Consider the following 22681-nt stretch of genomic DNA (forward strand, 5'->3'; position numbering starts at 1 on the left):
GTCTGCAGGCATGGTGTGCGCCACCGCGATCTGGGCGTGCGGCGGATGGCGGTGGCGAGCGGGAGCTTGCGGCGGCGTGCGTCAGCTGGCGGCCGCGAGCGCGAGATCACGGCCCGAGCTCGACGGGCGGTTCGTCCGCTGCGGGTAGCGGGACGTGCTGATCCGTGGTGACAGCGGCCGCATCCTCCCCGGCGCCATGGGAGGAAGACCGAGCATGCAACCGGACATGCTGGAGATCCGCGTCTTCCTGGTCGACGCCCACGAGATCACCCGCCGCGGAGTGGCCACGATGCTGGCGGCGGATCCGCAGATCCGCACGGTCGGTGAGGCCGAATCGGAGGACCAGGCGCGGCGACGCGCCCTGGCGCTGCGGCCGGAGGTGGCCGTCGTCGCCGACGCGCAGCTGTGCGCGCACCTGCGCGCGGCGCTGCCCGGGCTGCGCTGCCTGGTGCTGGGGCAGGACGGCAGCCCCGGCGAGGTGCACGCCGCCGTACGGGCCGGCGCGGCCGGATACCTCGTCAAGGACGTGCGCGGCGAGCAGCTCGTGGCCGCGGTGCGCCGCGTGGCCGCCGGCCAGACCCTGTTCGATGCGGCGACGATCACTCTGTCCGGGCCGGTCTCCAACGGTCACCGCGAGGACCGGCTGACGCTGCTCACCGGCCGGGAGCGCCAGGTGCTGCAGCTGCTCGGCGAGGGCCTCAGCAACCGCGAGATCGCCGAGCGCCTCCGCTTGGAGGTCAAGTCGGTGAAGAACTACGTCAGCGCCCTGCTGGCGAAGCTGCACCTGGCCAACCGCACCCAGGCGGCGGTTCTCACCACCCAGCTGCGCAACGGTGGTGGGGCCGCGGGCCCGTGACACCGGCTTCAGGAGTCCCCACGTCCGCGCTCGGCGCACCCGTCGTCCCGGCCGCCGGCCGCGAGCTCGCGGATGGCCGCACGACCATCCCGGTCCCCAGCTGCTCGGCCACGGCGATGCGCAGGCGGAGGTCCGCAGCTTCGAAGGCTGTGCGGCCAGGACGGCGTGGCTCTGCTCGCGGTGGGCGCTCCTCATCCTCGAGGGGTGACGCCGCTCACGGAGTTCCGGAGCACGCTGACGGCCACGAGCAGGCGCATCAGGAGCGGCGTCCTGGTCACGACCGAGAGGGATGACCGATGTCCGGCTGGCTCATGTGGGGCGTGATCCTCCCGTTGCTGTTGGTCGTCGCCGGGATCATCACCATCCGACGCCGCAACCACCGGCGCTGACCCGGACCTGCCGCCGCTCCTCACCGCGCGTGGCCGCCGCGATCCCACGCTCGCCGTCGCGATCACGCACACGCCGCGAGAGCCGCCTGGCGGTGGCGAGGGCCCGGTTAGCGCTTGCGTGAGCGGCTCTGCGGAGTGGCCGACCGCGGGTGGTGGGCGGCGCGATGGTCCGGTCGCCGCTGGTCGTCGAGGGTGAGGTCGTGCGCGGCCCCGACGGGCGTCCGCTCAGCTGAGCGGGCCGACCACCCGGAAGCTCAGGCTGGTGCGGCCCCCTGCCTCCTCGACGCCGAGCTTCTCCAGCCGCATCCCGGCGACGTCGTCGAAGAGGCGCCGGCCGCCGCCCAGCAGCACTGGCATGACGTCGACGCGCAGTTCGTCCACGAGCCCGGCCGCGAGGAGCTGCCGGTTGAGCTCCGCGCCGCCGACGACGGTCACCGCCCGGTCACCGGCGGCCGCGGTGGCCTGGGCGACCGCCGACTCGAGGCCGTCGGTCACGAACGTGAAGTACAGCCGGTCGTTGCGCTTCGGCACGCGGTCCGGGGCCCGGTGGGTCAGCACGAACAGCGGCACCTGGAACTCGTAGCCGTCAGCGTAGAAGTCGGGATCCCCGCCCATGTCGAACGTCCGGCGGCCCATCAGGACCGCGCCGGTCTCGGCCTGCATCGCCTTCATGTAGGCGGAGTCCCGGAGGTCGTCCAGGTCCGTGTAGAGCGCAGCGGCGCTGCCGTTCGCGTCCTCGAAGTACCCGTCCAGCGACAGGGTGAGCCCGGCGATCAGTGTCATGCCAGGAGAGACCGCCGGGTGCCCGCGCACTCATCGCAGACGTGGAACGGCCCCGGTGGACCTCTCCACGGACAGGGCCTCACGGCCCGTCCTCACGACGTACTCGCGTCCTCGAGAACCGGCTGTGCAGTGGGTTCGGCAGGTGTGCGAGCGGTCACCGACCGTCGGGGTTGCACATACCCCGGGGGGTATTCATACTCGAGTCGTGGACATCCCCCAGGGCGAGCTCGCCGATGTCGTCAAGCGCCTCAAGCGCATCGAGGGCCAGATCGGCGGCATCGTGAAGATGATCGAGGACGGCCGGGACTGCTCGGCCGTGGTCACCCAGCTGGCCGCCGCGTCGAAGGCGCTGAGCAAGGCGGGGTTCGCCGTCGTCTCCACCGGGATGCGCTACTGCTCGATCAACGAGGACGGCGAGGCCCGCGAGGTCGACCTGCGCGAGCTCGAGCGCCTCTTCCTCTCCCTGGCCTGACGGGCGTCGACGCCTGGAGCATGCCCTGATCCCGCAGATCCGCCAGCCGACCCCCGCCGAAGGTCGCCCGACCACCTGACCGTCTGCCATTTCACGTGCAGATACCCCTGCCCCGTACCGTACCAAGGAGACTTCCGTGCAGATCGACGTCATCGAGACCACCGGCCTCGGGGATCGCAGCTACCTGGTCAGCGCGGGCGGTGTCGGCGTGGTCATCGACCCCCAGCGCGACATCGACCGGGTGCTCGCACTCGCCGAGAAGCGGAACGTCCGCATCGCGCTCGTGGCCGAGAGTCACCTCCACAACGACTACCTGACCGGCGGGTTGGAGCTGGCCCGCACGGTCGGCGCCGACTACGCCGTCCCCGCCGGCGACACCGTCGCCTACGAGCGGGTGCCGACTGGCGACGGCGACGTGCTCGCTGCCGGCCCGGTGCGGCTGCGGGTCATGCACACCCCCGGGCACACCCACCACCACGTCAGCTACGTGCTCACCGACGCCGACGGCGCGGTGCAGGCGGTGTTCACCGGCGGCTCCATGCTCTACGGCGCGACCGGCCGCACCGACCTGGTCGGCCCCGAGCACACCGACGAGCTCACCCACGCCCAGTACCACTCGGTGCGCCGGCTGGCCGACGAGCTGCCCGCCGGCACCCCGGTGTTCCCCACCCACGGATTCGGCAGCTTCTGCTCGGCCACCCCCACCAGCGGCGACTCCTCCACCGTCGGCGAACAGGTCGTGGTGAACCCGGCGCTGACCCAGGACGAGCAGACGTTCGTCGACCAGCTGATCGCCGGCCTCACCGCGATCCCCGCCTGGTACACCCACATGGGTCCGGGCAACGCCGCCGGCCCGGCGCCGGTGGACCTGTCGATGCCGCGGCCGGTCGACCCCGAGGAGCTGGCCGCCCGGCTGGCCGCCGGTGAGTGGGTGATCGACCTGCGCAGCCGCACCGCGTTCGCGCACCGCCACCTGCCCGGCGCGCTGAACTTCGAGCTGGCCATCGCCAACTTCGTCACCTACGTCGGCTGGCTGGTCCCCTGGGGTGCACCGCTGACCCTGATCGGGGAGACCGAGCAGCAGGTCGCCGACGCCCGCCGCGAGCTGGTCCGCATCGGCATCGACCGGCTCGCCGGCGCCGCGATCGGCAGCCCCGAGGCGCTCGCCGCCGACCGCGAACAGGCCTCCTACAAGGTCAGCGACTTCGCCGGCCTCGCCGCGGCGATGGCCGCCGACCCAGAGCTCGTGGTGCTCGATGCCCGCCGCGACGACGAGCGCGCCGCTGGCGGGGTCCGCGGCTCGCTGCACATCCCGATCCACGACCTGCCCGGCCGCCTCGACGAGGTCCCTGACGGGAACGTCTGGGTGTACTGCGGCTCGGGCTACCGCGCCTCCATCGCCGCTTCCATGCTCGCCCGCGCCGGCCGCCGACCGGTGCTGGTCGACGGCGGCTACGGCGACCCCGACACCGGCGCGTCCGCCGCAGGCCTGCACACCCAGCCCGCCACCGTCTGACCGGTCCCGACCCAGACCCCGGCGGCCACTGGGAGCCCCCGTCCCGGTGGCCGCCGGCTCCCTCCTGCCCGAAGCACCCCACGACCGATGCAGAGGACGACTCCCCGGTGAACCCCCGTACCACCGCCCTGATCGCCCCCACCGAGCTCACCGACCGGCTCACCGGCGACCCCACGCCGACCCTGGTCGACGTGCGCACCCCGGCCGAGTACGAGACCGCGCACATCCCCGGCTCGATCAACATCCCGCTGCCGCTGATGACCGAGCACGCCACCGCGCTGGCCGCCGAGCTCGACGGCCCGGTCGTGCTGGTCTGCCAGGCCGGCACCCGCGCCCGCACCGCCCACACTCCGCTGGCCGCTGCCGGCGCCGAGCAGCTGTCCGTCCTCGACGGCGGCGTCACCGCGTACACCGCCACCGGACAGCCGATCCGCCGCGGCCGGGCCCGCTGGGCGCTGGAACGCCAGGTCCGCCTGGTCGCCGGCGGCCTGGTCGCGACCAGCATCCTGGCCAGCCTCCGCTTCCCGCGCGCCCGCTTCCTCGCCGGCGGCATCGGCGCCGGGCTGGCCACCGCAGCGGTCACCGACACCTGCGCGATGGGCGCGGCACTGTCTCGGCTGCCGTACAACCGCGGCGGCCGCGCCGTGACCCTGCGCGACGCGGTGCAGGCGCTGCGGTCGCGGCGGGCGGCCGGGAGCACCCCGTCGTGACCGTCGCGATCGCCCTCGGCCTGGTCATCGGCGCGCTGGTCGGCCTGCTCGGTGGCGGCGGGTCGATCCTCGCTGTCCCGGCGCTGGTCTACGCCGCCGGGCAGGACCTGCCGCAGGCGGTCGCGACGTCGTTGCTGGTCGTCGGCATCACCGCGGTGGTGGCGCTGCTACCGCGGTTGGGCCAGGGGCAGATCGCCTGGCGGATCGCGGTGCTGTTCGGCGCGGCCGGGGTCGCGACCGCGTTCGCCGGCGCCGCGGTCAACCGGCTGTTGCCCGCCGACGTCGTCCTCGGGCTGTTCGCCGCCCTGATGATCGGCGCCGGGGTCCGGATGCTGTCGGAGAAGCCCGCCACCGGCGCCGCGTGCGCCGCCGACGGCGGCCGCGTCAACTGGCGCCGCTGCCTGCCCCGCACGCTGGCCGGCGGGCTGGTGGTCGGGTTCCTCACCGGCCTGCTCGGCGTCGGCGGTGGCTTCCTCATCATCCCGGTGCTGGTTCTCGTGCTGGGCCTGACGATGGAGACCGCGATCGGCACCTCGCTGCTGGTCGTCGCGGTCAACTCGGCTGCCGGTTTCGCGGCGCACGCCGGCAGGGTCCCCCTGGACGTGCCGGTCACCATCGCGTTCACCGCAGCCGCCGTCGCCGCCGCGCTGGCGGCCGGCCGGCTCGCCACCCGGCTGGACACCGCACGGCTGCGCCGCTGGTTCGCCTACCTGGTGTTCGTCGTCGCCGCCGGCATCCTCGTGCAGATCACCGCCGGCCTGCTCGAATAGCTGCCCGGGCTGGTGCGTTGCGATGCTGCCGGTCCGGGCAGCAGCCGGGCCGGCGCAGCGACCTCGACCGGCACCCGACCGCCGAGCGCGCCGACCCGCACCCGGTGCGTGGGGTCTTGCGGCCGCGCCCGGAGAGCTCCACGGTGAACGCTGTGAGCGACCCGCCGACCCCGGTGGACCGGCCGGCGATCGCCGGTGAGATGGACGACGCCCGCGCCCGGCTGCACGCGCTGCTCACCGGTGCCGACACCGCCGATCTGCACCGGGCCAGCAATGGCACCCGGTGGACCAACGAGCAGCTGCTGTTCCACATGGTCTTCGGCTATCTGGTCGTGCGGACGCTGCTGCCGCTGGTCCGCCTGATGGGCCGGCTGCCGTCGCCGGTCGGGCGCGGCTGGGCCGCGCTGCTGGGCGCCGCCACCGGGCCGTTCCACATCGTCAACTACTGGGGATCGGTCGGCGCGGCCCGGGTGTTCAACCGCGACCGGATGGGGCCGCTGGCCGACCGGACCATCGCCGCGCTGCAGCACTCCCTGGCGCGGGAACCGGAGGCGGCGCTGCACCGGGGCATGCCGTTCCCGAGCGGCTGGGATCCGTACTTCGGCTACCTGACGCTGGCCGAGGTCTACCGGTACCCGACCCGACACTTCGAGCACCACCGCGCCCAGCTCACCCTCCCCGACCGGAGCGACCGGTGAGCACACGGGCCGCCGGCCCGGGTCAGGCGCCCACGTAGGCCGCGAGGTGCTGCCCGGTGAGGGTGGAACGGGTGGCGACGAGGTCCGCCGGCCTGCCCTCGAAGACGACCCGGCCGCCGTCGTGACCGGCGCCGGGGCCGAGGTCGATGAGCCAGTCGGCGTGCGCCATGACGGCCTGGTGGTGCTCGATGACGACCACCGACTTCCCGGCGTCCACGAGCCGGTCGAGCAGACCGAGCAGCTGCTCGACGTCGGCCAGGTGCAGGCCGGTGGTCGGCTCGTCGAGGACGTACACGTCACCGCTCTCGGCCATCTGGGTGGCCAGCTTCAGGCGCTGCCGCTCGCCGCCGGACAGCGTGGTGAGCGGCTGGCCGAGGGTGAGGTAGCCCAGTCCGACGTCGGCCAACCGGGACAGGATCTTGTGCGCCGCGGGCAGGCGCGCCTCGCCGGCGCCGAAGAACGCCTCGGCCTCCATCACCGACATCGTGAGCACCTCGCTGATGTCCTTGCCGCCGAGCAGGTACTCCAGCACCGACGCCTGGAACCGCTTGCCCTCGCACTCCTCGCAGGGTGACTCGACGGTCGCCATGACACCCAGGTCGGTGAAGATGACACCGGCGCCGTTGCAGGTGGGACAGGCACCCTCGGAGTTGGAGCTGAACAGCGCCGGCTTCACGCCGTTGGCCTTCGCGAACGCCTTCCGGATCGGCTCGAGCAGGCCGGTGTACGTCGCCGGGTTGCTGCGCCGCGACCCGCGGATCGCGCCCTGGTCGATCACCACCACGCCGTCCCGGCCGGCGACCGAGCCGTGGATCAGCGAGCTCTTGCCGGAGCCGGCGACACCGGTGACCACGCAGAGGACGCCGAGCGGGATGTCGACGTCGACGTCGCGCAGATTGTGGGTGCCGGCGCCGCGCACCTCCAGCGCCCCGGACGGCGTCCGCACCGTCTCCTTGAGTGCCGCGCGGTCGTCCAGGTGCCGGCCGGTGAGCGTGTCGCTGGCCCGCAGCCCCTCGACGGTGCCCTCGAACACCACCTCGCCCCCGCCCGTCCCGGCGAGCGGACCGAGGTCGACGACGTGGTCGGCGATCGCGATCGTCTCCGGCTTGTGCTCCACGACGAGCACGGTGTTGCCCTTGTCCCGCAACTGCCGGAGGAGGGCGTTCATCCGCTCGATGTCGTGGGGGTGCAGGCCGATCGTCGGCTCGTCGAAGACGTAAGTGACGTCGGTGAGCGAGGAGCCCAGGTGGCGGATCATCTTGGTGCGCTGTGCCTCGCCGCCGGACAGCGTCCCCGACGGCCGGTCGAGCGACAGGTAGCCCAGCCCGATCCCCTCGAACGAGTCGAGGAGGTGTTGCAGCCCGGCGAGCAGCGGCGCCACCGACGGCTCGTCGAGTTCCCGGACCCAGCCGGCCAGGTCGCTGATCTGCATGGCGCACAGATCGGCGATGTTCCTGCCCCTGATCTTCGACGACAGGGCCTCCCGGGTCAGCCGGGTGCCGCCGCAGTCGGGGCAGGTCTGGAAGGTCACCGCCCGCTCCACGAAGGCGCGGATGTGCGGCTGCATCGCCTCGACGTCCTTGGACAGGAACGACTTCTGGATCGACGGGATCAGCCCCGTGTACGTGAGGTTGATGCCCTCGACCTTGATCTTGGTCGGCTCCTTGTACAGGAGGTCGTGGAGCTCCTTCTCCCCGTACTCGCGGATCGGCTTGTCCGGGTCGAAGAACCCGCTCTGGCGGAAGATGCGGCCGTACCAGCCCTCCATGCTGTAGCCCGGGATGGTGATCGCGCCCTCGTTGAGCGACTTGCCGTCGTCGTAGAGCGCCGACCGGTCGAAGTCGCTGACCGCCCCCATGCCCTCGCAGCGCGGGCACATGCCGCCGAGCCGGGTGAAGGTCGCCTTCTCGGTCTTCGTCTTGCTGCCGCGCTCGACGGTGATGGCCCCGCTCGCCCGCACCGAGGGCATGTTGAACGAGTACGCGTTGGGTGAGCCGATGTGCGGCTGACCGAGCCGGCTGAACAGGATGCGCAGCATCGCGTTGGCGTCGGTCGCGGTGCCGACGGTGGAGCGCGGGTTGGCGCCCATGCGCTCCTGGTCGACGATGATCGCCGTCGTCAGGCCCTCCAGCAGGTCGACCTCGGGCCGGGCCAGCGTCGGCATGAAGCCCTGCACGAAGGCGCTGTAGGTCTCGTTGATCAGCCGCTGCGACTCCGCGGCGATGGTGCCGAACACCAGCGAGCTCTTGCCGGAGCCGGAGACGCCGGTGAACACCGTCAGCCGGCGCTTCGGGATCTCGACGCTGACGTCCTTGAGGTTGTTCACCCGCGCGCCCAGCACGCGGATCAGGTCGTGGTTGTCGGCCGGGTGCGGGAAGGGCGACCGCGGGTCCGTGCCCGCGGTCTCCGTGTCCGTGTCCGTGACCGTGCTCATCGTGTCTCCATCCGTCGGCGAGGCCGCTCGTGCGGCCTCCGTCGGCGTCGCCTGGCTCGATCCACCGGCTGCGAGCCGGGCGTGCGGTTCTGTCGTGGGGTCGCTGTCTACCCGATCCGGGCCGCCGGCGGCGTGCTGCGACGCCCGCCCGGGGCGTCGGCCGGCCGACGCCCCGGGCGCGAGCGCCGTGGGGCTCAGCGCAGCTCCTGGATGCGGACCATGTTCCCGGCGGGGTCGCGGAAGGCGCAGTCACGAACGCCGTACGGCTGCTCGGTCGGCTCCTGGACGACCTCGGTGTCGCCGGCCTGGACCTTCTCGAAGGTGCCGTCGAGGTCCCGGGTGGCCAGCAGGATCCAGCCGTAGGTGCCCTTCGCCATCATCTCGGTGATGGTGCGGCGCTCGTCGTCGGTGATGCCGGGGTCCGCGGCCGGCGGTGCCAGGAGGATCGAGGTGCCCGGCTGGTCGGCAGGGCCCACGGTGATCCAGCGCATGGTGCCCCGGCCCACGTCGCTGCGGACCTCGAAGCCGAGGACGTCGCGGTAGAAGGCCAGGGAGGCCTCGGGGTCGGTGTGCGGGAGCGCGGTCGTGTGGATGGTGAGGTCCATGCCGATCACGCTAGGGACGGCGTGCCGACCTGCGCTTCTCGATTCCTGACCGGTCTGCTCACCTGCTTGGCCACGCACGACGGCAGTCCCGCCGTCGCGCTCGCCGCCTCGCGCCGGTAGACGCTGGGCGGGACGCCGACCAGTTCGGTGAAGCGGGTGCTGAAGGTGCCCAGCGACGAGCAGCCGACGGCGAAGCACACCTCGGTGACGCTGAGGTCGCCGCGGCGGAGCAGCGCCATCGCGCGCTCGACCCGCCGCGTCATCAGGTAGGCGTACGGGGACTCGCCGTACGCGGCCCGGAACTCGCGGCTGAGGTGCCCGGCGGACATGTGCGCGCCGCGGGCGAGGGCCTCGACGTCCAGCGGCTGCGCGTACTCCCGGTCGATCCGGTCGCGGACGCGGCGCAGCCGCGCGAGGTCCCGCAGGTGCTGCGCGGTGGCCGATGAACTGGTCACCTGCGGGATCGTGCCACGTCGCGGCGCTCCGGCCGGACGCCCGCAACGGGCACGTGCCGATGGGGCCGGCCACGGGCACGGTGTCGATGGACGCCCGCAACGGGCACGGTGTCGATGGCTGCCGGCCACGGGCACGGTGCCGGGAGCGGGTACGGCGCCGCCCGTCCCGGCCGCAAGTACGGTTTCGTTCCGTGGCTCAGGAGTGGCTCGACGAGCAGCAGCAGCGGACGTGGCGTGCCTGGCTGACCGCGTCCGAGCTCGTGCCGCGCGTCCTCGACGCACAGTTGCAGCGGGACGCCGGCATCAGCCACGCCGCCTACGTCGTCCTGGCGATGTTGTCGGAGGCGCCGGGCCGCAGCCGGCGGATGAGCGACCTCGCCCGCCGGGCCAACCAGTCGCAGAGCCGGCTGTCGCACACCGTCGCCCGGCTGGAGGAGCGCGGCTGGGTGCGGCGGGAGCGCTCGCCCGAGGACGGCCGCGGCAACGTCGCCGTCCTCACCGACGTCGGCTGGGACGTCGTCCGCGCGGTCGCGCCCGGTCACGTCGCGGCCGTCCGGGCCGCCGTGTTCGACCCGTTGACCGAGGAGCAGGCCCGGGCCCTCGGGGATGCGCTGGAGCTGGTGCTCCACGGGCTGGACCCCGACCACAGCCTGCGGGTCGAGCACGGCGCCGACGCCAGCTGACAGCCGCGGGAGCACCGCAGCCAGGAGCGGACCGGCGCGCGCAGGGCGGTCCGTGTCACCGCGAGCTGAGCGGGCACTCGGCCGGCTGACCGGGGAAGTCCTGACCGGGCGCGGGCGTTGCCGCCGGTGATGTCCGAGCCGCTGCCGCTGTCCGTCCTCGAGCTGGCCACCGTCGGCTCGGGGCAGTCCACCGCCCACGCCCTCGCGGCCACGACCCGGGTCGCGCGGACCGCCGACCGGCTGGGGTTCTCCCGCCTGTGGGTCGCCGAGCACCACAACATGCCGGCGGTCGCCAGCACGAACCCGCCGGTCCTCATCGCGCACCTGGCCGCGGTGACCGAGCGGATCCGGATCGGCTCGGGCGGGGTCATGCTGCCCAACCACGCGCCGTTGGTCGTCGCCGAGCAGTTCGCCATCCTCGAGGCACTGCACCCGGGCCGGATCGACCTGGGCATCGGCCGGGCGCCGGGCACCGACCAGCAGACCGCCGCAGCGCTGCGCCGCGACCCGGCGGCGTTGTCGGCCGACGACTTCCCCCAGCACCTCATCGACCTGCTCGGCCTCTTCGGCGACCCGCGGGTCGAGGGCGGCCTCGCCGAGCGGTTCCGGGCCACCCCCGTGGCGGAGACCGTGCCGCAGGTCGTGCTGCTGGGCTCCAGCGACTTCTCCGCGCAGCTGGCCGGCCACCTCGGGCTGCCGTTCGCCTTCGCCCACCACTTCGGCGGCCCGAACGTGCTGACCGCCGTCGGCCTCTACCGCGAGACCTTCCGTCCCTCCTCGGTGCTGGAGGAGCCGTTCACCATCGTCGCGGCGAACGTGCTGGCGGCCTCGACCGAGGCGGAGGCGCGTCGGCTGGCGCTGCCCGGGCAGCTCATGCGGCTGTCGCTGCGCCTCAACCGCCCGCGACCGCTGCCCAGCGTCGAGGAGGCGCTGGTCGACCCGGAGCGGGCCGCGGCCGAGGCGATGCCCAGCAACGCGATCGTCGGGGACGCCGCCGGCACGGTGGAGCAGCTGCGCCGACTGGCTGCCGACACCGGTGCCGACGAGCTGATGCTGTCGGCGTCCACGCACGGCGTCGAGGAGCGGGTCCGCAGCCTGGAGCTCGTGGCCGGGGCGTGGGGGCTGCCCGCGCGGGCCGCGGCCTGATCCTCAGGTGAGGTGCCTCGGGTAGGACGCCGGGTCGCCCAGGACCTGCCGCCAGCCGGCCGTGAGCTCCAGGTCGTCCCAGGCGGCCTCCCGCAGCTCCCGCGGGCCGACCCCCAGCAGCCGGGCGCCGGGCAGCGCGGCCAGGACGGGGGAGTGGGTGGCGACCACCACCTGCGCCCCGCCGGCGACCAGCTCGGCCAGGCGCAGGACCAGTGACAGTCACCGCCTGCCGTGAGGGAGGACGCGCCTGGACCAGGTGACCTGATGGTGGCTGGGGACCCTCAGCGGCCGAGGTGGCGGTAGCGGTGCAGTCGGCTGCGCAGCCGCTCGCCGTCGTCCCGCCCGAGCAGGTTGGCCAGCTCCTCACCCAGCACCCGGCCCAGTCGCTGGCAGAACTCCACCGGCTCGTCGGCGGCGTCCGGCCGCTCGGGCACCACGCGGTCGACGATCCCGGCCCGCCACAGGTCGGTCGCCCGGACCCCCTGCGACGCCGCCATCTCGTCGGCGCGGTCGACGGTCCGGTGCACGATCGCCGAGGCGCCCTCCGGCGGCAGCGGACCGAGCCAGCCGTTGGCCGCGGCGAGCACGCGGTCGGCCGGGACCAGCGCCAGCGCCCCGCCGCCGGTGCCCTGGCCGAGCAGCACCGCCAGGGTCGGGGCCTTGAGCACCACGAGGTCCTGCAGGCAGCGGGCGATCTCGGCGGCCAGCCCGCCCTCCTCGGCCTCCTTTGACAGCGCCGCGCCCGGGGTGTCGATCAGCGTGACCAGCGGCAGCCGGAGCTCGGCGGCCAGCCGCATCCCGCGCCGGGCCTCGCGCAGCGCGGCCGGACCGAGCGGCGCCGACAGGGACTGCCCGCGCCGGTCCTGGCCGAGCACCACGCAGGGCGCACCGCCGAAGCGGGCCAGCGCCAGCAGCAGGCCGGGGTCCTTCTCCCCGGCGCCGGTGCCGGACAGGCCCACGATGTCGGTCGCCGCCGTCCGCAGCAGCCGCCGGACGCCGGGCCGCTCCTCCCGCCGGGACGCGGTGACGACGTCCCACGCGCTGCGGTGGTCCTCCGGGTCGTCGGCGTCGGTGCCGTCCTCCCGCCGGGGCGGCTCGGCGTCGGCGACGTCCCGGTGCCAGGTCTGCCGGGCGGCCAGCACCCGCAGCGCCCGGTCGGCGACGTCGGCGATCTCCTCGTGCGGGACGACGGCGTCGATGAGCCCGTGTGCGGCCAGGTTCTCCGCGGTCTGCACGCCCTCGGGGAACGGCTCGCCGTACAGCGCCTCGTAGACGCGCGCGCCGAGGAAGCCGATCGAGGCGCCGGGCTCGGCGATCGTGACGTGCCCGGTGGAGCCCCAGGACGCCAGCACCCCGCCGAACGTGGGGTGCCGCAGGTACACCAGGTAGGGCAGGCCGGCCTCCTTGTGCCGGGCGATCGCCGCGGTGATCCCGATCATCTGCAGGAAGGCGACCGTGCCCTCCTGCATGCGGGTGCCACCGGACACCGGTGCGGCCAGCAGCGGCAGCCCCTCGTCGGTCGCCCGCTCCACCGCGGTGATCAGCCGCTCGGCGGCCGCCACCCCGATGGAGCCGGCGAGGAAGCCGAACTCCCCGGCGATGACCGCCACCCGCCGGCCGCGCAGCAGGCCCTCGCCGGTGATGATCGCCTCGTCCTGGTGGCTCTTCTCCGCGGCGCGGGCCAGCTCGGCGGCGTACTCGGGGGAGACGTCGCCGACGGTGACGGGGGAGTCCCACGTCTTCCAGGAGCCCGGGTCGAGGACGAGGTCGCGCAGCGCGCGGGCGTCCAGCGGACGGGTCACGCCGGCTCCCCGCCGGCGCTCGTCGACGTCGTGCCCTGAGGTGCCGCGCCCGTGCGCGAGCTCGCGGGCTCGCTCACGACTGCAGCCAGGCGCGGATCGCCTCGTTCGACGAACCCAGCACCGGCGGGGCGGCGTGGTCGCGTCGGGTCGTCTCGGTCTCCCCGTCCGGTCCGGGCGCGAAGAAGCGCAGCGGCGGGCCGGGCAGCTGCAGCGGGCCGAGCGTGGCGTGCTCGACGTCGACGAGCAGCCCCTGGCTGAGCGTCTGATCCCAGGTGTAGACCTCGTCGATCGTGCGCACCTTCCCGGCCGGGATGCCGGCGGCGGCCAGGCGTGCCAGCAGCTCCTCGGGGGAGATCCCGGCGAAGGCGCGCTCGAGCAGCTCGATCACCTGCTGCCGGTTGCCCACCCGCTCGCCGTTGGTCGCCATCCCGGGCGCCTCGGGGTCCAGGCCGAACTCGGCGCACAGCTTGCGCCACAGGCCCTCCGAGCCGCAGGACAGCTGCACGCTGCCGCCCTCGCAGTGGAACAGGCCGTAGGGGGCGATCGACGGGTGGTGGTTGCCCTGCGCCTGGCCGACCTTGCCGGCCACGGTCCACGCCGTCCCCTGGAAGGCGTGCACGCCGACGATCGCGGCCAGCAGCGACGTGCGCACCACCTGCCCGCGGCCGGTGCGCTCACGCTCGAGCAGCGCGGCCAGCACGCCGTAGGCGCCGTACATGCCGGCCAGCAGGTCGCCGATCGGGACGCCGACCCGCTGTGGGTCCTCCGGGCCGGACCCGGTCAGCGACATCAGCCCGCCCTCGCCCTGGGCGATCTGGTCGTAGCCGGCGCGGCCGCCCTCGGGGCCGTCGTGTCCGAACCCGCTGATCGCCAGGGTGACCAGCCGCGGGTTGAGGGTCTCCAGGACGTCGGTGCCGAAGCCCAGGCGGGCCAGGGTGCCGGGGCGGAAGTTCTCCAGCAGCACGTCGGCGCGGCGGATCAGCTCGGCGAGCAGCGCCTTGTCGCCGTCGTCCTTGAGGTCGAGGGTGATCGACTCCTTGTTCTTGTTGGTCGACAGGAAGTAGGTCGACTCCCGGTCGCCCTGTGCCGGCTCCATGAACGGCGGACCCCACCCGCGGGTGTCGTCCCCGCTGCCGGGGTTCTCCACCTTGATGACACGGGCGCCGAGGTCGCCCAGCATCATCCCGGCGTGCGGCCCGGCAAGGGCTCTGGTCAGGTCGACGACGAGCACGCCGTCCAGGGGTCCGGACATGGTTCGGGTCTCAGCTCCGATCAGAAGAAGGAGGGGACGACGACGTACGCCAGCCAGGCCAGCAGCGGACCTACGACCACGACGATCGTGGCGTACGCCAGGATCTGCTTGTAGAAGCGGTCCTTGTCCACGTCCTGCGCATTGGCCAAGACCAGCGCACCGTTCGTGGAGAACGGGCTCACGTCGACGATGGTCGAGGACACGGACAGGGCGACCACCACGCCCACGGCCGCGATGTCCCCGCCCTGCAGGAAGGGCACGGCGAGCGCGATGGCCACGGCGATGATCGCGACGGACGACGCGAACGCCGACACCACCGCGCCGATGTAGCAGAGCAGCAGGGCCACGAGCAGTGGCGCGCCGATCCCGGTGACCGCCTCGCCGACGTAGTCGATGGTGCCCGCCTCCTGCAGCACGAAGACGAAGGTGAGCACCCCGGCGATCAGCAGGATGGTGCTCCAGCTGATCTGGGTGACCGCGCCCTTGTGCTGCTGCGCGGAGAACAGCGCCAGGACGACGGCGACGGAGATCGAGACGAACCCGATGTCGAGCTTGAAGACCAGCGCCAGGACGGCGACGACCGCCAGGCCGATCAGCGTGAGGATCTGCTCCAGGCGAACCGGCTGGGCGACCTCGGGGTGGATGTGCTCGTCGTCGTCGCCGCCCACAGCCGGGCCCGGGGCGGCGCCGTGGCCCCGGACCACGGTGCCGTGGGCGTGCTCGATGTGCTCGAGGGGTCTGGCCGCCACCTTCCGGCCCACCAGTTTCCGGCCGCCCAGCACGAAGAAGAGCACCAGCGCGATCGCGAGGTTGAAGAACAGGCTGCCGAGGAAGACCTGCAGCGAGGCATCCGGCAGGCCGGCCTCCTCGACGATGTCGTTCACCGTGACGCCGTAGACGCTGATGGGGGAGAAGCCGCCGCCCTGCGCGCCGTGGATGACCATCATGCCCATGAGCAGCGGGTTGATCCCGTGCCGGGCGGCGAAGGTGAGCGCGATCGGGGCGATGATCGCGACGGCGGCGGGGGAGAGAGCGCCGATCGCCGTGAGCACCGCGGTGATGAAGAACATGATCCACGGGATGGCCGCCACGTGGCCGCCGACCAGTTTCACCGCGCCGCGGACCAGCAGGTCGACGGTGCCGTTGTTCTGCGCGATCGCGAACAGGTAGGTGACCCCGATCAGGGTCAGGACCAGCTCGGAGGGGAAGCCCGCGAGGATCTCGTCGGTGGTCAGCCCCACGGAGAGGGTGCCCACCACGAAGGCGGCGACGAAGGCCAGCGCGCCCATGTTGATCGGGAGGAACGTCGCGATCGCGAAGATCACGACCAGTGCGAGGATGGTGACGATCTCGGGCGACATCTGCGCTCCCACGGCAGCGATGACGAAGGCGTGATCACTGTGTCAGTGACCGGCCGGTAGCGCCTCCCAGCCGCCCGACGGCGTGACCACCGCGGTGACCCGGTGGTCGTGCGGTTCGGCGGGCAGGTCGTCGACGAGCTCGTCGTCGAACACCAGCGCCACCACAAGGGCGCCCGGGCGGGCGTGCCGCAGCGCCCGGTCGTAGTAGCCGCCGCCCCGCCCCAGCCGGACCCCGCTCCGGGACACCGCCACCGCCGGGACGACGACGACCTCCGCGGTGCCGATCGCGGTCGGGCCGAGCCGGGGACCCACCGGCTCCTGCAGCCCGAAGCGGCCGGGTGCCAGCCGACCGGTGTCGACGGCCCAGGACAGCTCCCGGCCGGCCGCGGGCACGACCGGCAGCAGCACCCGGGCGCCGAGTTGGGTGTACGCAGCCGGGAGCCGGCCGGCGCCGGGCTCGGTGGCGTCGGGCACGAACGCGGCCAGCCGGTGGACGCCGGCGAGTCCGCGCAGCAGTGCGGTGGTGACCGCGGCCGCGGCGGCGGCGCGCTCCGGGGCCGGCCGGGCGGAGCGACGGGCGAGCAGCCGCGTGCGGAACGCGGCCTTGCGGGCAGCCGCGTCGTCCGCCGGGGTCACCGCCGCAGGCTAGCCACGTGCGGGGTGCCCCGCTCGGCGTCGCCGGGACCGGCGTCCCGGCCGCTGGCTAGGCTCCGGCCATGCCGACTTCGAGCTCCCGCCCGGCGCGGAAGGCCGTCATCCCGGTCGCGGGGATGGGCACCCGGTTCCTGCCGGCCACCAAGGCGGTGCCCAAGGAGTTGCTCCCGGTCGTGGACCGCCCGGCGCTGCAGTACATCGTCGAGGAGGCCGCCCGGGCCGGGCTCGGCGAGGTGCTCATGGTCACCGGCCGGAACAAGGCCGCCATCGAGGACTACTTCGACCGCCACCCCGAGCTCGAGACGGTGCTGGAGAAGAAGGGCGATGCCGGCCGACTCGCCGCGGTGCAGGAGTCCACGGACGTGGCGCAGGTGCACTTCGTCCGGCAGGGCGAGGCCCGCGGGCTCGGGCACGCGGTGCTGCAGGCGGCCGCCTTCGTCGGCGACGAGCCGTTCGCCGTGCTGCTCGGCGACGACCTGATCGACGCCCGCGACCACCTGCTGGAGCAGATGCTGCAGGTGCAGGCCGAGCACGGGGGTTCCGTGGTGGCGCTGCTCGACGTCGGCCGGGAGAACATCGACAAGTACGGCGCGGTGGCCGTGGAGCCCGGCGGCACCGACGGCGTGGTGAGCATCACCGGTCTGGTCGAGAAGCCGCCCGTGGACGAGGCGCCGAGCAGCCTGGCCATCATCGGTCGATACGTCCTGGGGCCGGAGGTCTTCGGCGTGCTGCGGGAGACCGCACCCGGCCGGGGTGGCGAGATCCAGCTGACCGACGCGCTGGCCACGCTGGTCGAGCGCGGGGAGCCGGTGCACGGCGTCGTCTTCGGCGGGCGCCGCTACGACACCGGTGACCGGCTGGACTACCTCAAGGCGGTCATCCAGCTGGCCACCGAGCGCGACGACCTCGGCCCTCCCCTGCGTGCCTGGCTGACCGAGTTCGTCGCCGACCTGCCCGCCGAGGGCGCGTCGCAGGGCTGAACGGAGCCGTTCAGGGGGGAGCATCGTCCTCCGTGGTGGGGATGACCGGGGACGGGACGACGGGCGTGGCACCCGCGGGACAGCGGGACACCACGGCGATGGACCTCAACCAGGGCACCCTGGTCCAGGGGGCGCCGGCGGTGGTCCACGAGACCGCGGCGATCGACCGCGGCCAGGTGCCGCCGCCCCCGGCCGCCGCGGAGCCGCTCGCGCCGCGCACGGTCGAGCAGCACCTCGACGAGATCCTCTCGGCGGTGCCGCAGCCGGACCCGATCGAGCTCGCCGTCCTCGACGCGCAGGGGCTGCTGTGCGCGGAGGAGGTCGTCAGCCAGCGCGCGCTGCCCGCTTTCGACCAGGCCGCCCTCGACGGCTACGCCGCCCGCGCCCTGGACGTGGAGGGCGCCTCCTTCGAGGAGCCGGCCCGCCTGGCGGTGGTGGGGGAGACCGTCGCCGGACCCAGCGGTCCGTCCTCCATCGGCCCGGGGATGGCGCAGAAGGTCAGCGCCGGCGCGATGCTGCCGGCCGGCGCCGACGTCGTCGTCCCCGCGGTGTGGACCGACCAGGGCGTGGTCACCGTCGCGGTGCACGCGCCGGTGGAGTCCGGCGGGTACGTCCGCCGCGCCGGGGACGACGTCGCGCCGGGCACCACCGCGGTGCAGGTCGGGACGCCGATCGGGCCGGCCCAGATCAGCCTGCTGGCCGCCGTGGGGCGCGACCGCGTGCAGGTGCGCCCGCGGCCACGGGTCGCCGTCCTGTCCGCCGGGAGCGAGCTGGTCGACATCAGCACGCCGCCGGGCCCCGGCCAGGTCGTCGACGTCAACAGCTACGCGCTGGCCGCGGCCGCCCGGGATGCCGGGGCCGAGGCGTACCGCTCGGGGATCGTCCCCTCCGATCGCCGCCGCATGTCCGAGGTGCTGGAGAGCCAGCTGCTGCGGAGCGACCTGGTGCTCGTGTCGGGCACCTTCGCCACCGAGGGCGACACGGTGCAGGAGGTCCTCGCCGAGCTGGGCCAGATGCACTTCTCGCCCGTGACGATGCTCCCGGGGCCGGTGCAGGCCTTCGGTCGGCTGGGCCGCGACGCGGTCCCGGTCATCTGCGTTCCGGGGGAGCCGGTGGCCGCGCTGGTGGCCTTCGAGGTGTTCGTGCGCCCGGCGATCCGGCTCATGCTCGGCAAGCGTCAGCTGTTCCGCCGCACCGTGCAGGCGATCGCCGCCGAGCAGCTCCTCTCGCCGCTGGGGTACCGCCAGTACCTGCACGGGCAGGTCATGCGCCACCCCGACGGTGGCTACGTGGTCGAGCCGCTCGGGGGCGGGGACGAGGCGATGCTCGCCCGCATGGCGCGGGCCAACTGCCTGATCGTGGTCGACGAGGACGTGACGGAGGTGGCCGCCGGTGGGCTGGTCACCGTCATCCCCCTCCTGCTCGGCGGCTGACGGAACCCGTGGTCGACCCCGCCCTGCACCCGGGCTGGCCCGCCCGGTTGGCGTGGGGGCCGGTGGAGCTGCTGCCGCCGAGCCGGCGGGACGCCGAGGAGTGGAGCCGCGTCCGGCTGGCGAACGAGGCGTGGCTGGCGCCGTGGGAGCCCAGTGCCCCCTCGTCGTGGGCGGCCCGGCACACACCGCAGTCCTTCCGGGCGATGCGCCGCGCCGTGCTGCGCCGCGCCGCCGTGGGGATGACACTGCCGTTCGTCGTCCACGTCGAGGGTCGGGTGGCCGGGCAGGTGACGATCGACAACGTCGTCCGCGGGGCGCTGCGCTCGGGCAACCTGGGGTACTGGATCGACCGCTCGGTGGCCGGCCGGGGCGTCGCGTCGCTGGCGGTGGCGCTGGTGTGCGACCACGCGTTCGGTCCGGCGCGGCTGCACCGGCTGCAGGCCGACATCCGCCCGGAGAACGGCCCCAGCCAGCGGCTGGTGGAGCGTCTCGGGTTCCGTCCCGAGGGCCTGCTGCGCCGCTACCTCGACATCGACGGCGACTGGCGGGACCACCGCTGTTACGCGTTGCTGGCCGAGGACGCCCCCGAGGGGGTGCTCACCCGTTGGCGGGCCCGCGCTCCCCACTGACCGCCCGGATACCACGCTGACCGACGCGGAGAGGGTGGCTCCGAGTCGACACGCCGACACGGAACCGCGCTCAGGCCACTCCAGTCACACAACACATCAGTGACACGCCCGCGCGCCTCCCTCGTCGGGGTGGGTGCAGGCCTTAACTTCGCCGGGCGAGTGACTCATGTGACGGGTGGTGTTCTGATGGGATCCGGCGTGCTCTTGGCCGCTCTGGTCGTGTTGTGGTTCGTCGTGCTGGTGCCCATGGTGGTGACCCGTGGTGACTCGCAGACCGTCCGTGCCGACTCCGGCCGGACCCTGCAGCGGCGGCGGGTGGTCGACCCCGTGGTCCACGCCGAGACCGAGCGTGTCTCCGTCGACCGGGCGGCGCTGCTGACCTCTGGCGAGCTGCGGGTCGACGTGCACGCCGTCCGGCGGCGCACCCTCGCCGGGCTGGTGGCGCTCACGCTGCTCGCGCTGGCCGGTGCGGTGCTGTACAGCCCGTGGCTGTGGATCGCCCAGGGCGTGCTCGACCTGGCCGTCGTCGCCTACCTCATGGTGCTGCGTGCCGCCGCGCGCCGGGAGCGGCTGGCCGCCCGCCGGGCCGCCCGTGCCGCGGCCCGCGCCGCCCGTCAGCCGGCGCCCCGCCCCGCGGCGCGCCCGGTGCCCGCACCGCGCCCGGCCCCCGTGGTGGAGGACGCCCCCGTCGAGGAGGTGCAGCACCACACCGTCGACCTGCCGCACCCCAGCCTGCCGCTGGCCCCGGTCCACCCGCTGCGCCCGGGCCGGGTCGTGGCGGCCCGCGCCGCGGCACCGGCAGGCTGGCAGGACAGCGCGGTCGTGGGCCTCGACGACGACGACATCGGCTTCGCCGACATCGACGTCTACCAGCCCCGGAGGGTCGTCAACGGCTGAGGGAGGACCCTCCTGCCTCCGCCGCGGCGGGTCCCTGCACGAGGGCCAACCCCCCGTGGCGGCGCCGGAGCACGCGGACGGTAAGCTCTCCGTTCGTCAGGGGCTGTGGCGCAGACCGGTAGCGCACCTCGTTCGCATCGAGGGGGTCAGGGGTTCAAATCCCCTCAGCTCCACCCGACACCGCACAGCCCCGCCCGGGTCCCCCGGAGCGGGGCTGCTGCGTCTCTGCAGACGACAGGCCACGACCGCTGTGCGCCCGGGTGGCCACGCAAGGTGTCGCAGCACGCGGGACCGACGGTCTGCGTTTGTGGCTCGCCCGAGTGTCGGGCAGCGTCCCTCCGCATGACCCGCCCCCTTCCCCGTGCCGCCCGGTGGCCCACCGCCCTGCGGATCTGCGCCGTCGTGGCGCTCGCCCCGGCCCTCGCCGTGGCGACCGCGCCCCCGGCCGGCGCCGAACCCCCCGCCGCGGCCGGGCCGGCGCTGGTGCCGGGCTTCGTCGTCCAGGAGCTGCCCAGCGGGCAGGACGAACTGCTCACCGACTTCGCCTTCCTGCCCGACGGCAGCTACGTGACAACAGGCAAGAACGGCCGGGTGGCGTGGGTGTCGGCCGCGGGGGAGGCCCGCACGCTCGCCGAGTTGCCCGTCCTCACCCGCAACGACCTGGGGCTGGTCGCCGTCGCCGTGGCCCCCGACGCCGGGACCCTCTACACCGGCCGCGCGCTCGACGTCGACGGGCAGTGGACGCTGCGGTTGAGCGCCTGGACGCTCGTCGGCGGGCCGCAGCCGACCGCCCTCGCCGACGAGCGGGTCGTGCTCGAGCTGCCGGCGAGCTCCGAGGCGCACGGCCTCACCGGGGTCGTCGCCGCCCCGGACGGCACGCTGTGGGTCACGATCGGGGACAGCTCAGGCTACGTGGGCGCCGACCCCCTCGCCCTGCGGGCGCTGGACCTCAGCACCGGCTACGGCAAGCTCCTGCACGTCCTGCCCGACGGCGGCGGCGTGCCGGACAACCCGTTCTACGACCCGGCCGACCCTGGGGCGTGGCAGAGCCGGGTCTACGCCAGCGGTTTCCGCAGCCCGTTCCGGCTGGACCTCGACCCGGTCACCGGTGCGCCGGTCGTGGGCGACGTCGGGTGGACCGCGTGGGAGGAGGTCGACGTCGTCCGGCCCGGTGCCGTCTACGGCTGGCCCTGCTGGGAGGGGGACGGCCCCACCCCCGGCTACGCGGAGCTGCCGGGGTGCCAGGGCGTGCCCAACACGCCGCCGCTGTGGGCCTACCCGCACGGACCGCAGGGCTCCTCCATCACGGGCGGTTTCGTCTACACCGGCACCGCCTACCCGCCGGAGTACCAGGGCGCGTACTTCTTCGGCGACTACTCGGCCCAGCGCGTCTACACCCTGCGCCACGACGCGGCCGGCCAGCTCGTGCGGCTGCCCGAGGCCGACGGGTTCGCCGCCGAGCTCGGGGCGCCGGTCGCGTTCGCCCCGCACCCGGTCGACGGCGACGTCGTCTGGGCCGACATCCGGGGCAGCAGCCTGGCCCGGCTGGTGTACGCACCGGGCAACCGTCCGCCGATGGCGCGGGCCACGGCCACGGTGGACGCCACAACCCGCACCGTCGCCTTCGACGGAGGCGCCTCCGCCGACCTCGACGGCGATCCGCTGACCCACCGCTGGGACCTCGGCGACGGCGCCGTGGCCGAGGGGGCGCAGGTGGTGCACGCCTACGAGGGGACGGGGACCGAGCCGGTGACCGCCACCCTCACGGTCACCGACCCCGGCGGAGGGCAGGACACCGCCACGGTGACCGTCGTCCCCGGCAACAGCCCGCCGCAGCTGACGCTCACCGCACCGCTCACCGACCGCCGCTGGACGCCCGGTGAGCTGGTGCAGGCCTCGGCGACGGCGGTCGACGCCGAGGACGGCCCGCTGACCGTGCGGTGGAGCGAGCTGCTCGTGCACTGCAGCGGCGGGCTGTGCCACGAGCACCCCGGGGAGACCTTCGAGGGGCCCGAGTACGCCCGGCCCTTCGTCGACCACGGCGAGGGCACCCGCATGGAGGTCGCGGTGACCGCGACCGACAGCGTCGGGGTGACGGCGCGGGAGGTCTTCGTCCTCCAGCAGCAGGCGGCGGTCTGAGCCCGGCCGCCGGAGGG

At 74.1% G+C, this 22681-nt stretch carries 23 protein-coding genes and 1 tRNA gene; 15 read left to right on the forward strand and 9 right to left on the reverse strand.

Going from position 1 to position 22681, the window contains the following annotated elements; translation table 11 throughout:
• Positions 1–214 precede the first annotated feature (214 nt).
• Both CRP39_RS14015 and CRP39_RS26405 read left to right on the forward strand, forming a co-directional pair.
• Positions 215–856 carry a LuxR C-terminal-related transcriptional regulator gene (locus CRP39_RS14015; protein ID WP_097206963.1) on the forward strand — a complete coding sequence of 214 codons (642 nt, stop codon included), beginning with the start codon at positions 215–217 and terminating at the stop codon, positions 854–856.
• Between the two features lie 296 nt (positions 857–1152).
• A complete protein-coding gene (locus CRP39_RS26405) occupies positions 1153–1245 on the forward strand; it encodes an LPXTG cell wall anchor domain-containing protein (protein ID WP_143426640.1) in 93 nt (30 codons plus the stop codon).
• Positions 1246–1470: 225 nt separating this feature from the next.
• Here the strand turns inward: CRP39_RS26405 and CRP39_RS14020 are convergent, their stop codons facing one another.
• The gene (locus tag CRP39_RS14020) at positions 1471–2028 is read right to left on the reverse strand and encodes a dihydrofolate reductase family protein (RefSeq protein ID WP_097206964.1); all 558 of its coding nucleotides are present in this window, start codon (positions 2026–2028) and stop codon (positions 1471–1473) included.
• Between the two features lie 205 nt (positions 2029–2233).
• On the opposite strand from CRP39_RS14020, the gene CRP39_RS14025 reads away from it, so the two are divergent.
• The 5 genes from CRP39_RS14025 to CRP39_RS14045 all read left to right on the forward strand — a co-directional run bounded on the left by CRP39_RS14025 (position 2234) and on the right by CRP39_RS14045 (position 6194).
• Positions 2234–2500, forward strand: coding sequence for a metal-sensitive transcriptional regulator (locus tag CRP39_RS14025; protein ID WP_097206965.1), 267 nt, complete (start codon positions 2234–2236; stop codon positions 2498–2500).
• A 136-nt stretch (positions 2501–2636) separates the two neighbouring features.
• Complete coding sequence (locus CRP39_RS14030) at positions 2637–4016, forward strand: MBL fold metallo-hydrolase (RefSeq protein ID WP_097206966.1); 1380 nt, start codon at positions 2637–2639, stop codon at positions 4014–4016.
• Between the two features lie 107 nt (positions 4017–4123).
• Positions 4124–4726, forward strand: coding sequence for a rhodanese-like domain-containing protein (locus tag CRP39_RS14035; protein ID WP_143426641.1), 603 nt, complete (start codon positions 4124–4126; stop codon positions 4724–4726).
• Positions 4723–5496, forward strand: coding sequence for a sulfite exporter TauE/SafE family protein (locus tag CRP39_RS14040; RefSeq protein WP_097206967.1), 774 nt, complete (start codon positions 4723–4725; stop codon positions 5494–5496). Before CRP39_RS14035 ends, CRP39_RS14040 begins: the two co-directional genes overlap by 4 nt.
• 152 nt (positions 5497–5648) lie before the next feature.
• Positions 5649–6194 carry a DinB family protein gene (locus CRP39_RS14045; protein ID WP_216359736.1) on the forward strand — a complete coding sequence of 182 codons (546 nt, stop codon included), beginning with the start codon at positions 5649–5651 and terminating at the stop codon, positions 6192–6194.
• Positions 6195–6216: 22 nt separating this feature from the next.
• On the opposite strand, the gene CRP39_RS14050 is transcribed toward CRP39_RS14045, so the two are convergent.
• From CRP39_RS14050 to CRP39_RS14060, 3 genes are all read right to left on the reverse strand, one after another.
• Positions 6217–8628 (reverse strand): ATP-binding cassette domain-containing protein, encoded by a 2412-nt coding sequence (locus CRP39_RS14050; protein WP_097206968.1) that lies wholly within the window; start codon positions 8626–8628, stop codon positions 6217–6219.
• 194 nt (positions 8629–8822) lie between these two features.
• Positions 8823–9233, reverse strand: a complete 411-nt coding sequence (locus CRP39_RS14055) for a VOC family protein (RefSeq protein ID WP_097207052.1) — start codon at positions 9231–9233, stop codon at positions 8823–8825.
• Positions 9234–9238: 5 nt separating this feature from the next.
• Entirely contained in the window at positions 9239–9688 is a 450-nt protein-coding gene (locus CRP39_RS14060) for a helix-turn-helix transcriptional regulator (RefSeq protein WP_097206969.1), read from the reverse strand.
• Between the two features lie 191 nt (positions 9689–9879).
• On the opposite strand from CRP39_RS14060, the gene CRP39_RS14065 reads away from it, so the two are divergent.
• Both CRP39_RS14065 and CRP39_RS14070 read left to right on the forward strand, forming a co-directional pair.
• Positions 9880–10371, forward strand: coding sequence for a MarR family winged helix-turn-helix transcriptional regulator (locus CRP39_RS14065; protein WP_216359737.1), 492 nt, complete (start codon positions 9880–9882; stop codon positions 10369–10371).
• Positions 10372–10500: 129 nt separating this feature from the next.
• Positions 10501–11517, forward strand: coding sequence for an LLM class flavin-dependent oxidoreductase (locus tag CRP39_RS14070; protein ID WP_097206970.1), 1017 nt, complete (start codon positions 10501–10503; stop codon positions 11515–11517).
• A 3-nt stretch (positions 11518–11520) separates the two neighbouring features.
• Here the strand turns inward: CRP39_RS14070 and CRP39_RS26845 are convergent, their stop codons facing one another.
• The 5 genes from CRP39_RS26845 to CRP39_RS14090 all read right to left on the reverse strand — a co-directional run bounded on the left by CRP39_RS26845 (position 11521) and on the right by CRP39_RS14090 (position 16568).
• Entirely contained in the window at positions 11521–11685 is a 165-nt protein-coding gene (locus CRP39_RS26845; protein WP_172442434.1) for a hypothetical protein, read from the reverse strand.
• A gap of 113 nt (positions 11686–11798) precedes the next feature.
• Positions 11799–13319, reverse strand: coding sequence for a carboxyl transferase domain-containing protein (locus CRP39_RS14075; protein WP_097206971.1), 1521 nt, complete (start codon positions 13317–13319; stop codon positions 11799–11801).
• A gap of 73 nt (positions 13320–13392) precedes the next feature.
• Entirely contained in the window at positions 13393–14571 is a 1179-nt protein-coding gene (locus CRP39_RS14080; protein WP_097206972.1) for a CaiB/BaiF CoA transferase family protein, read from the reverse strand.
• A 20-nt stretch (positions 14572–14591) separates the two neighbouring features.
• On the reverse strand, positions 14592–15932 hold the full coding sequence (locus CRP39_RS14085; RefSeq protein WP_097206973.1) for an SLC13 family permease: 1341 nt from the start codon (positions 15930–15932) through the stop codon (positions 14592–14594).
• Positions 15933–15974: 42 nt separating this feature from the next.
• Entirely contained in the window at positions 15975–16568 is a 594-nt protein-coding gene (locus CRP39_RS14090) for a 5-formyltetrahydrofolate cyclo-ligase (protein WP_097206974.1), read from the reverse strand.
• An 80-nt stretch (positions 16569–16648) separates the two neighbouring features.
• Here CRP39_RS14090 and CRP39_RS14095 point away from each other — a divergent pair, with 80 nt between their 5' ends.
• The 6 genes from CRP39_RS14095 to CRP39_RS14120 all read left to right on the forward strand — a co-directional run bounded on the left by CRP39_RS14095 (position 16649) and on the right by CRP39_RS14120 (position 22664).
• Positions 16649–17566 (forward strand): UTP--glucose-1-phosphate uridylyltransferase, encoded by a 918-nt coding sequence (locus CRP39_RS14095; protein ID WP_097206975.1) that lies wholly within the window; start codon positions 16649–16651, stop codon positions 17564–17566.
• A 65-nt stretch (positions 17567–17631) separates the two neighbouring features.
• Entirely contained in the window at positions 17632–18999 is a 1368-nt protein-coding gene (gene glp, locus CRP39_RS14100) for a molybdotransferase-like divisome protein Glp (RefSeq protein WP_245853856.1), read from the forward strand.
• 8 nt (positions 19000–19007) lie between these two features.
• On the forward strand, positions 19008–19628 hold the full coding sequence (locus CRP39_RS14105; protein ID WP_097206977.1) for a GNAT family N-acetyltransferase: 621 nt from the start codon (positions 19008–19010) through the stop codon (positions 19626–19628).
• Positions 19629–19826: 198 nt separating this feature from the next.
• A complete protein-coding gene (gene sepX, locus CRP39_RS14110; protein WP_245853857.1) occupies positions 19827–20525 on the forward strand; it encodes a divisome protein SepX/GlpR in 699 nt (232 codons plus the stop codon).
• 99 nt (positions 20526–20624) lie between these two features.
• Positions 20625–20698, forward strand: a tRNA-Ala gene (locus CRP39_RS14115).
• A gap of 169 nt (positions 20699–20867) precedes the next feature.
• Positions 20868–22664: a PQQ-dependent sugar dehydrogenase gene (locus CRP39_RS14120; protein ID WP_097206979.1), complete on the forward strand. Its 1797-nt coding sequence runs from the start codon at positions 20868–20870 to the stop codon at positions 22662–22664.
• The last annotated feature ends 17 nt before the right edge of the window (positions 22665–22681 follow it).

The organism is Geodermatophilus sabuli, assembly GCF_900215145.1.
In the GTDB taxonomy this organism is placed as follows: Bacteria; Actinomycetota; Actinomycetes; order Mycobacteriales; family Geodermatophilaceae; genus Geodermatophilus; species Geodermatophilus sabuli.

Bases quoted from the DNA above. Each gene is read 5' to 3' on its own strand.
- CRP39_RS26405 (WP_143426640.1), top strand. From the start codon at position 1,153: ATGTCCGGCTGGCTCATGTGGGGCGTGATCCTCCCGTTGCTGTTGGTC.
- CRP39_RS14120 (WP_097206979.1), top strand. From the start codon at position 20,868: ATGACCCGCCCCCTTCCCCGTGCCGCCCGGTGGCCCACCGCCCTGCGG.
- CRP39_RS14020 (WP_097206964.1), bottom strand. From the start codon at position 2,028: ATGACACTGATCGCCGGGCTCACCCTGTCGCTGGACGGGTACTTCGAG.
- CRP39_RS14085 (WP_097206973.1), bottom strand. From the start codon at position 15,932: ATGTCGCCCGAGATCGTCACCATCCTCGCACTGGTCGTGATCTTCGCG.
- CRP39_RS14055 (WP_097207052.1), bottom strand. From the start codon at position 9,233: ATGGACCTCACCATCCACACGACCGCGCTCCCGCACACCGACCCCGAG.
- CRP39_RS14095 (WP_097206975.1), top strand. From the start codon at position 16,649: ATGCCGACTTCGAGCTCCCGCCCGGCGCGGAAGGCCGTCATCCCGGTC.
- CRP39_RS14050 (WP_097206968.1), bottom strand. From the start codon at position 8,628: ATGAGCACGGTCACGGACACGGACACGGAGACCGCGGGCACGGACCCG.
- CRP39_RS14070 (WP_097206970.1), top strand. From the start codon at position 10,501: ATGTCCGAGCCGCTGCCGCTGTCCGTCCTCGAGCTGGCCACCGTCGGC.
- CRP39_RS14080 (WP_097206972.1), bottom strand. From the start codon at position 14,571: ATGTCCGGACCCCTGGACGGCGTGCTCGTCGTCGACCTGACCAGAGCC.
- CRP39_RS14015 (WP_097206963.1), top strand. From the start codon at position 215: ATGCAACCGGACATGCTGGAGATCCGCGTCTTCCTGGTCGACGCCCAC.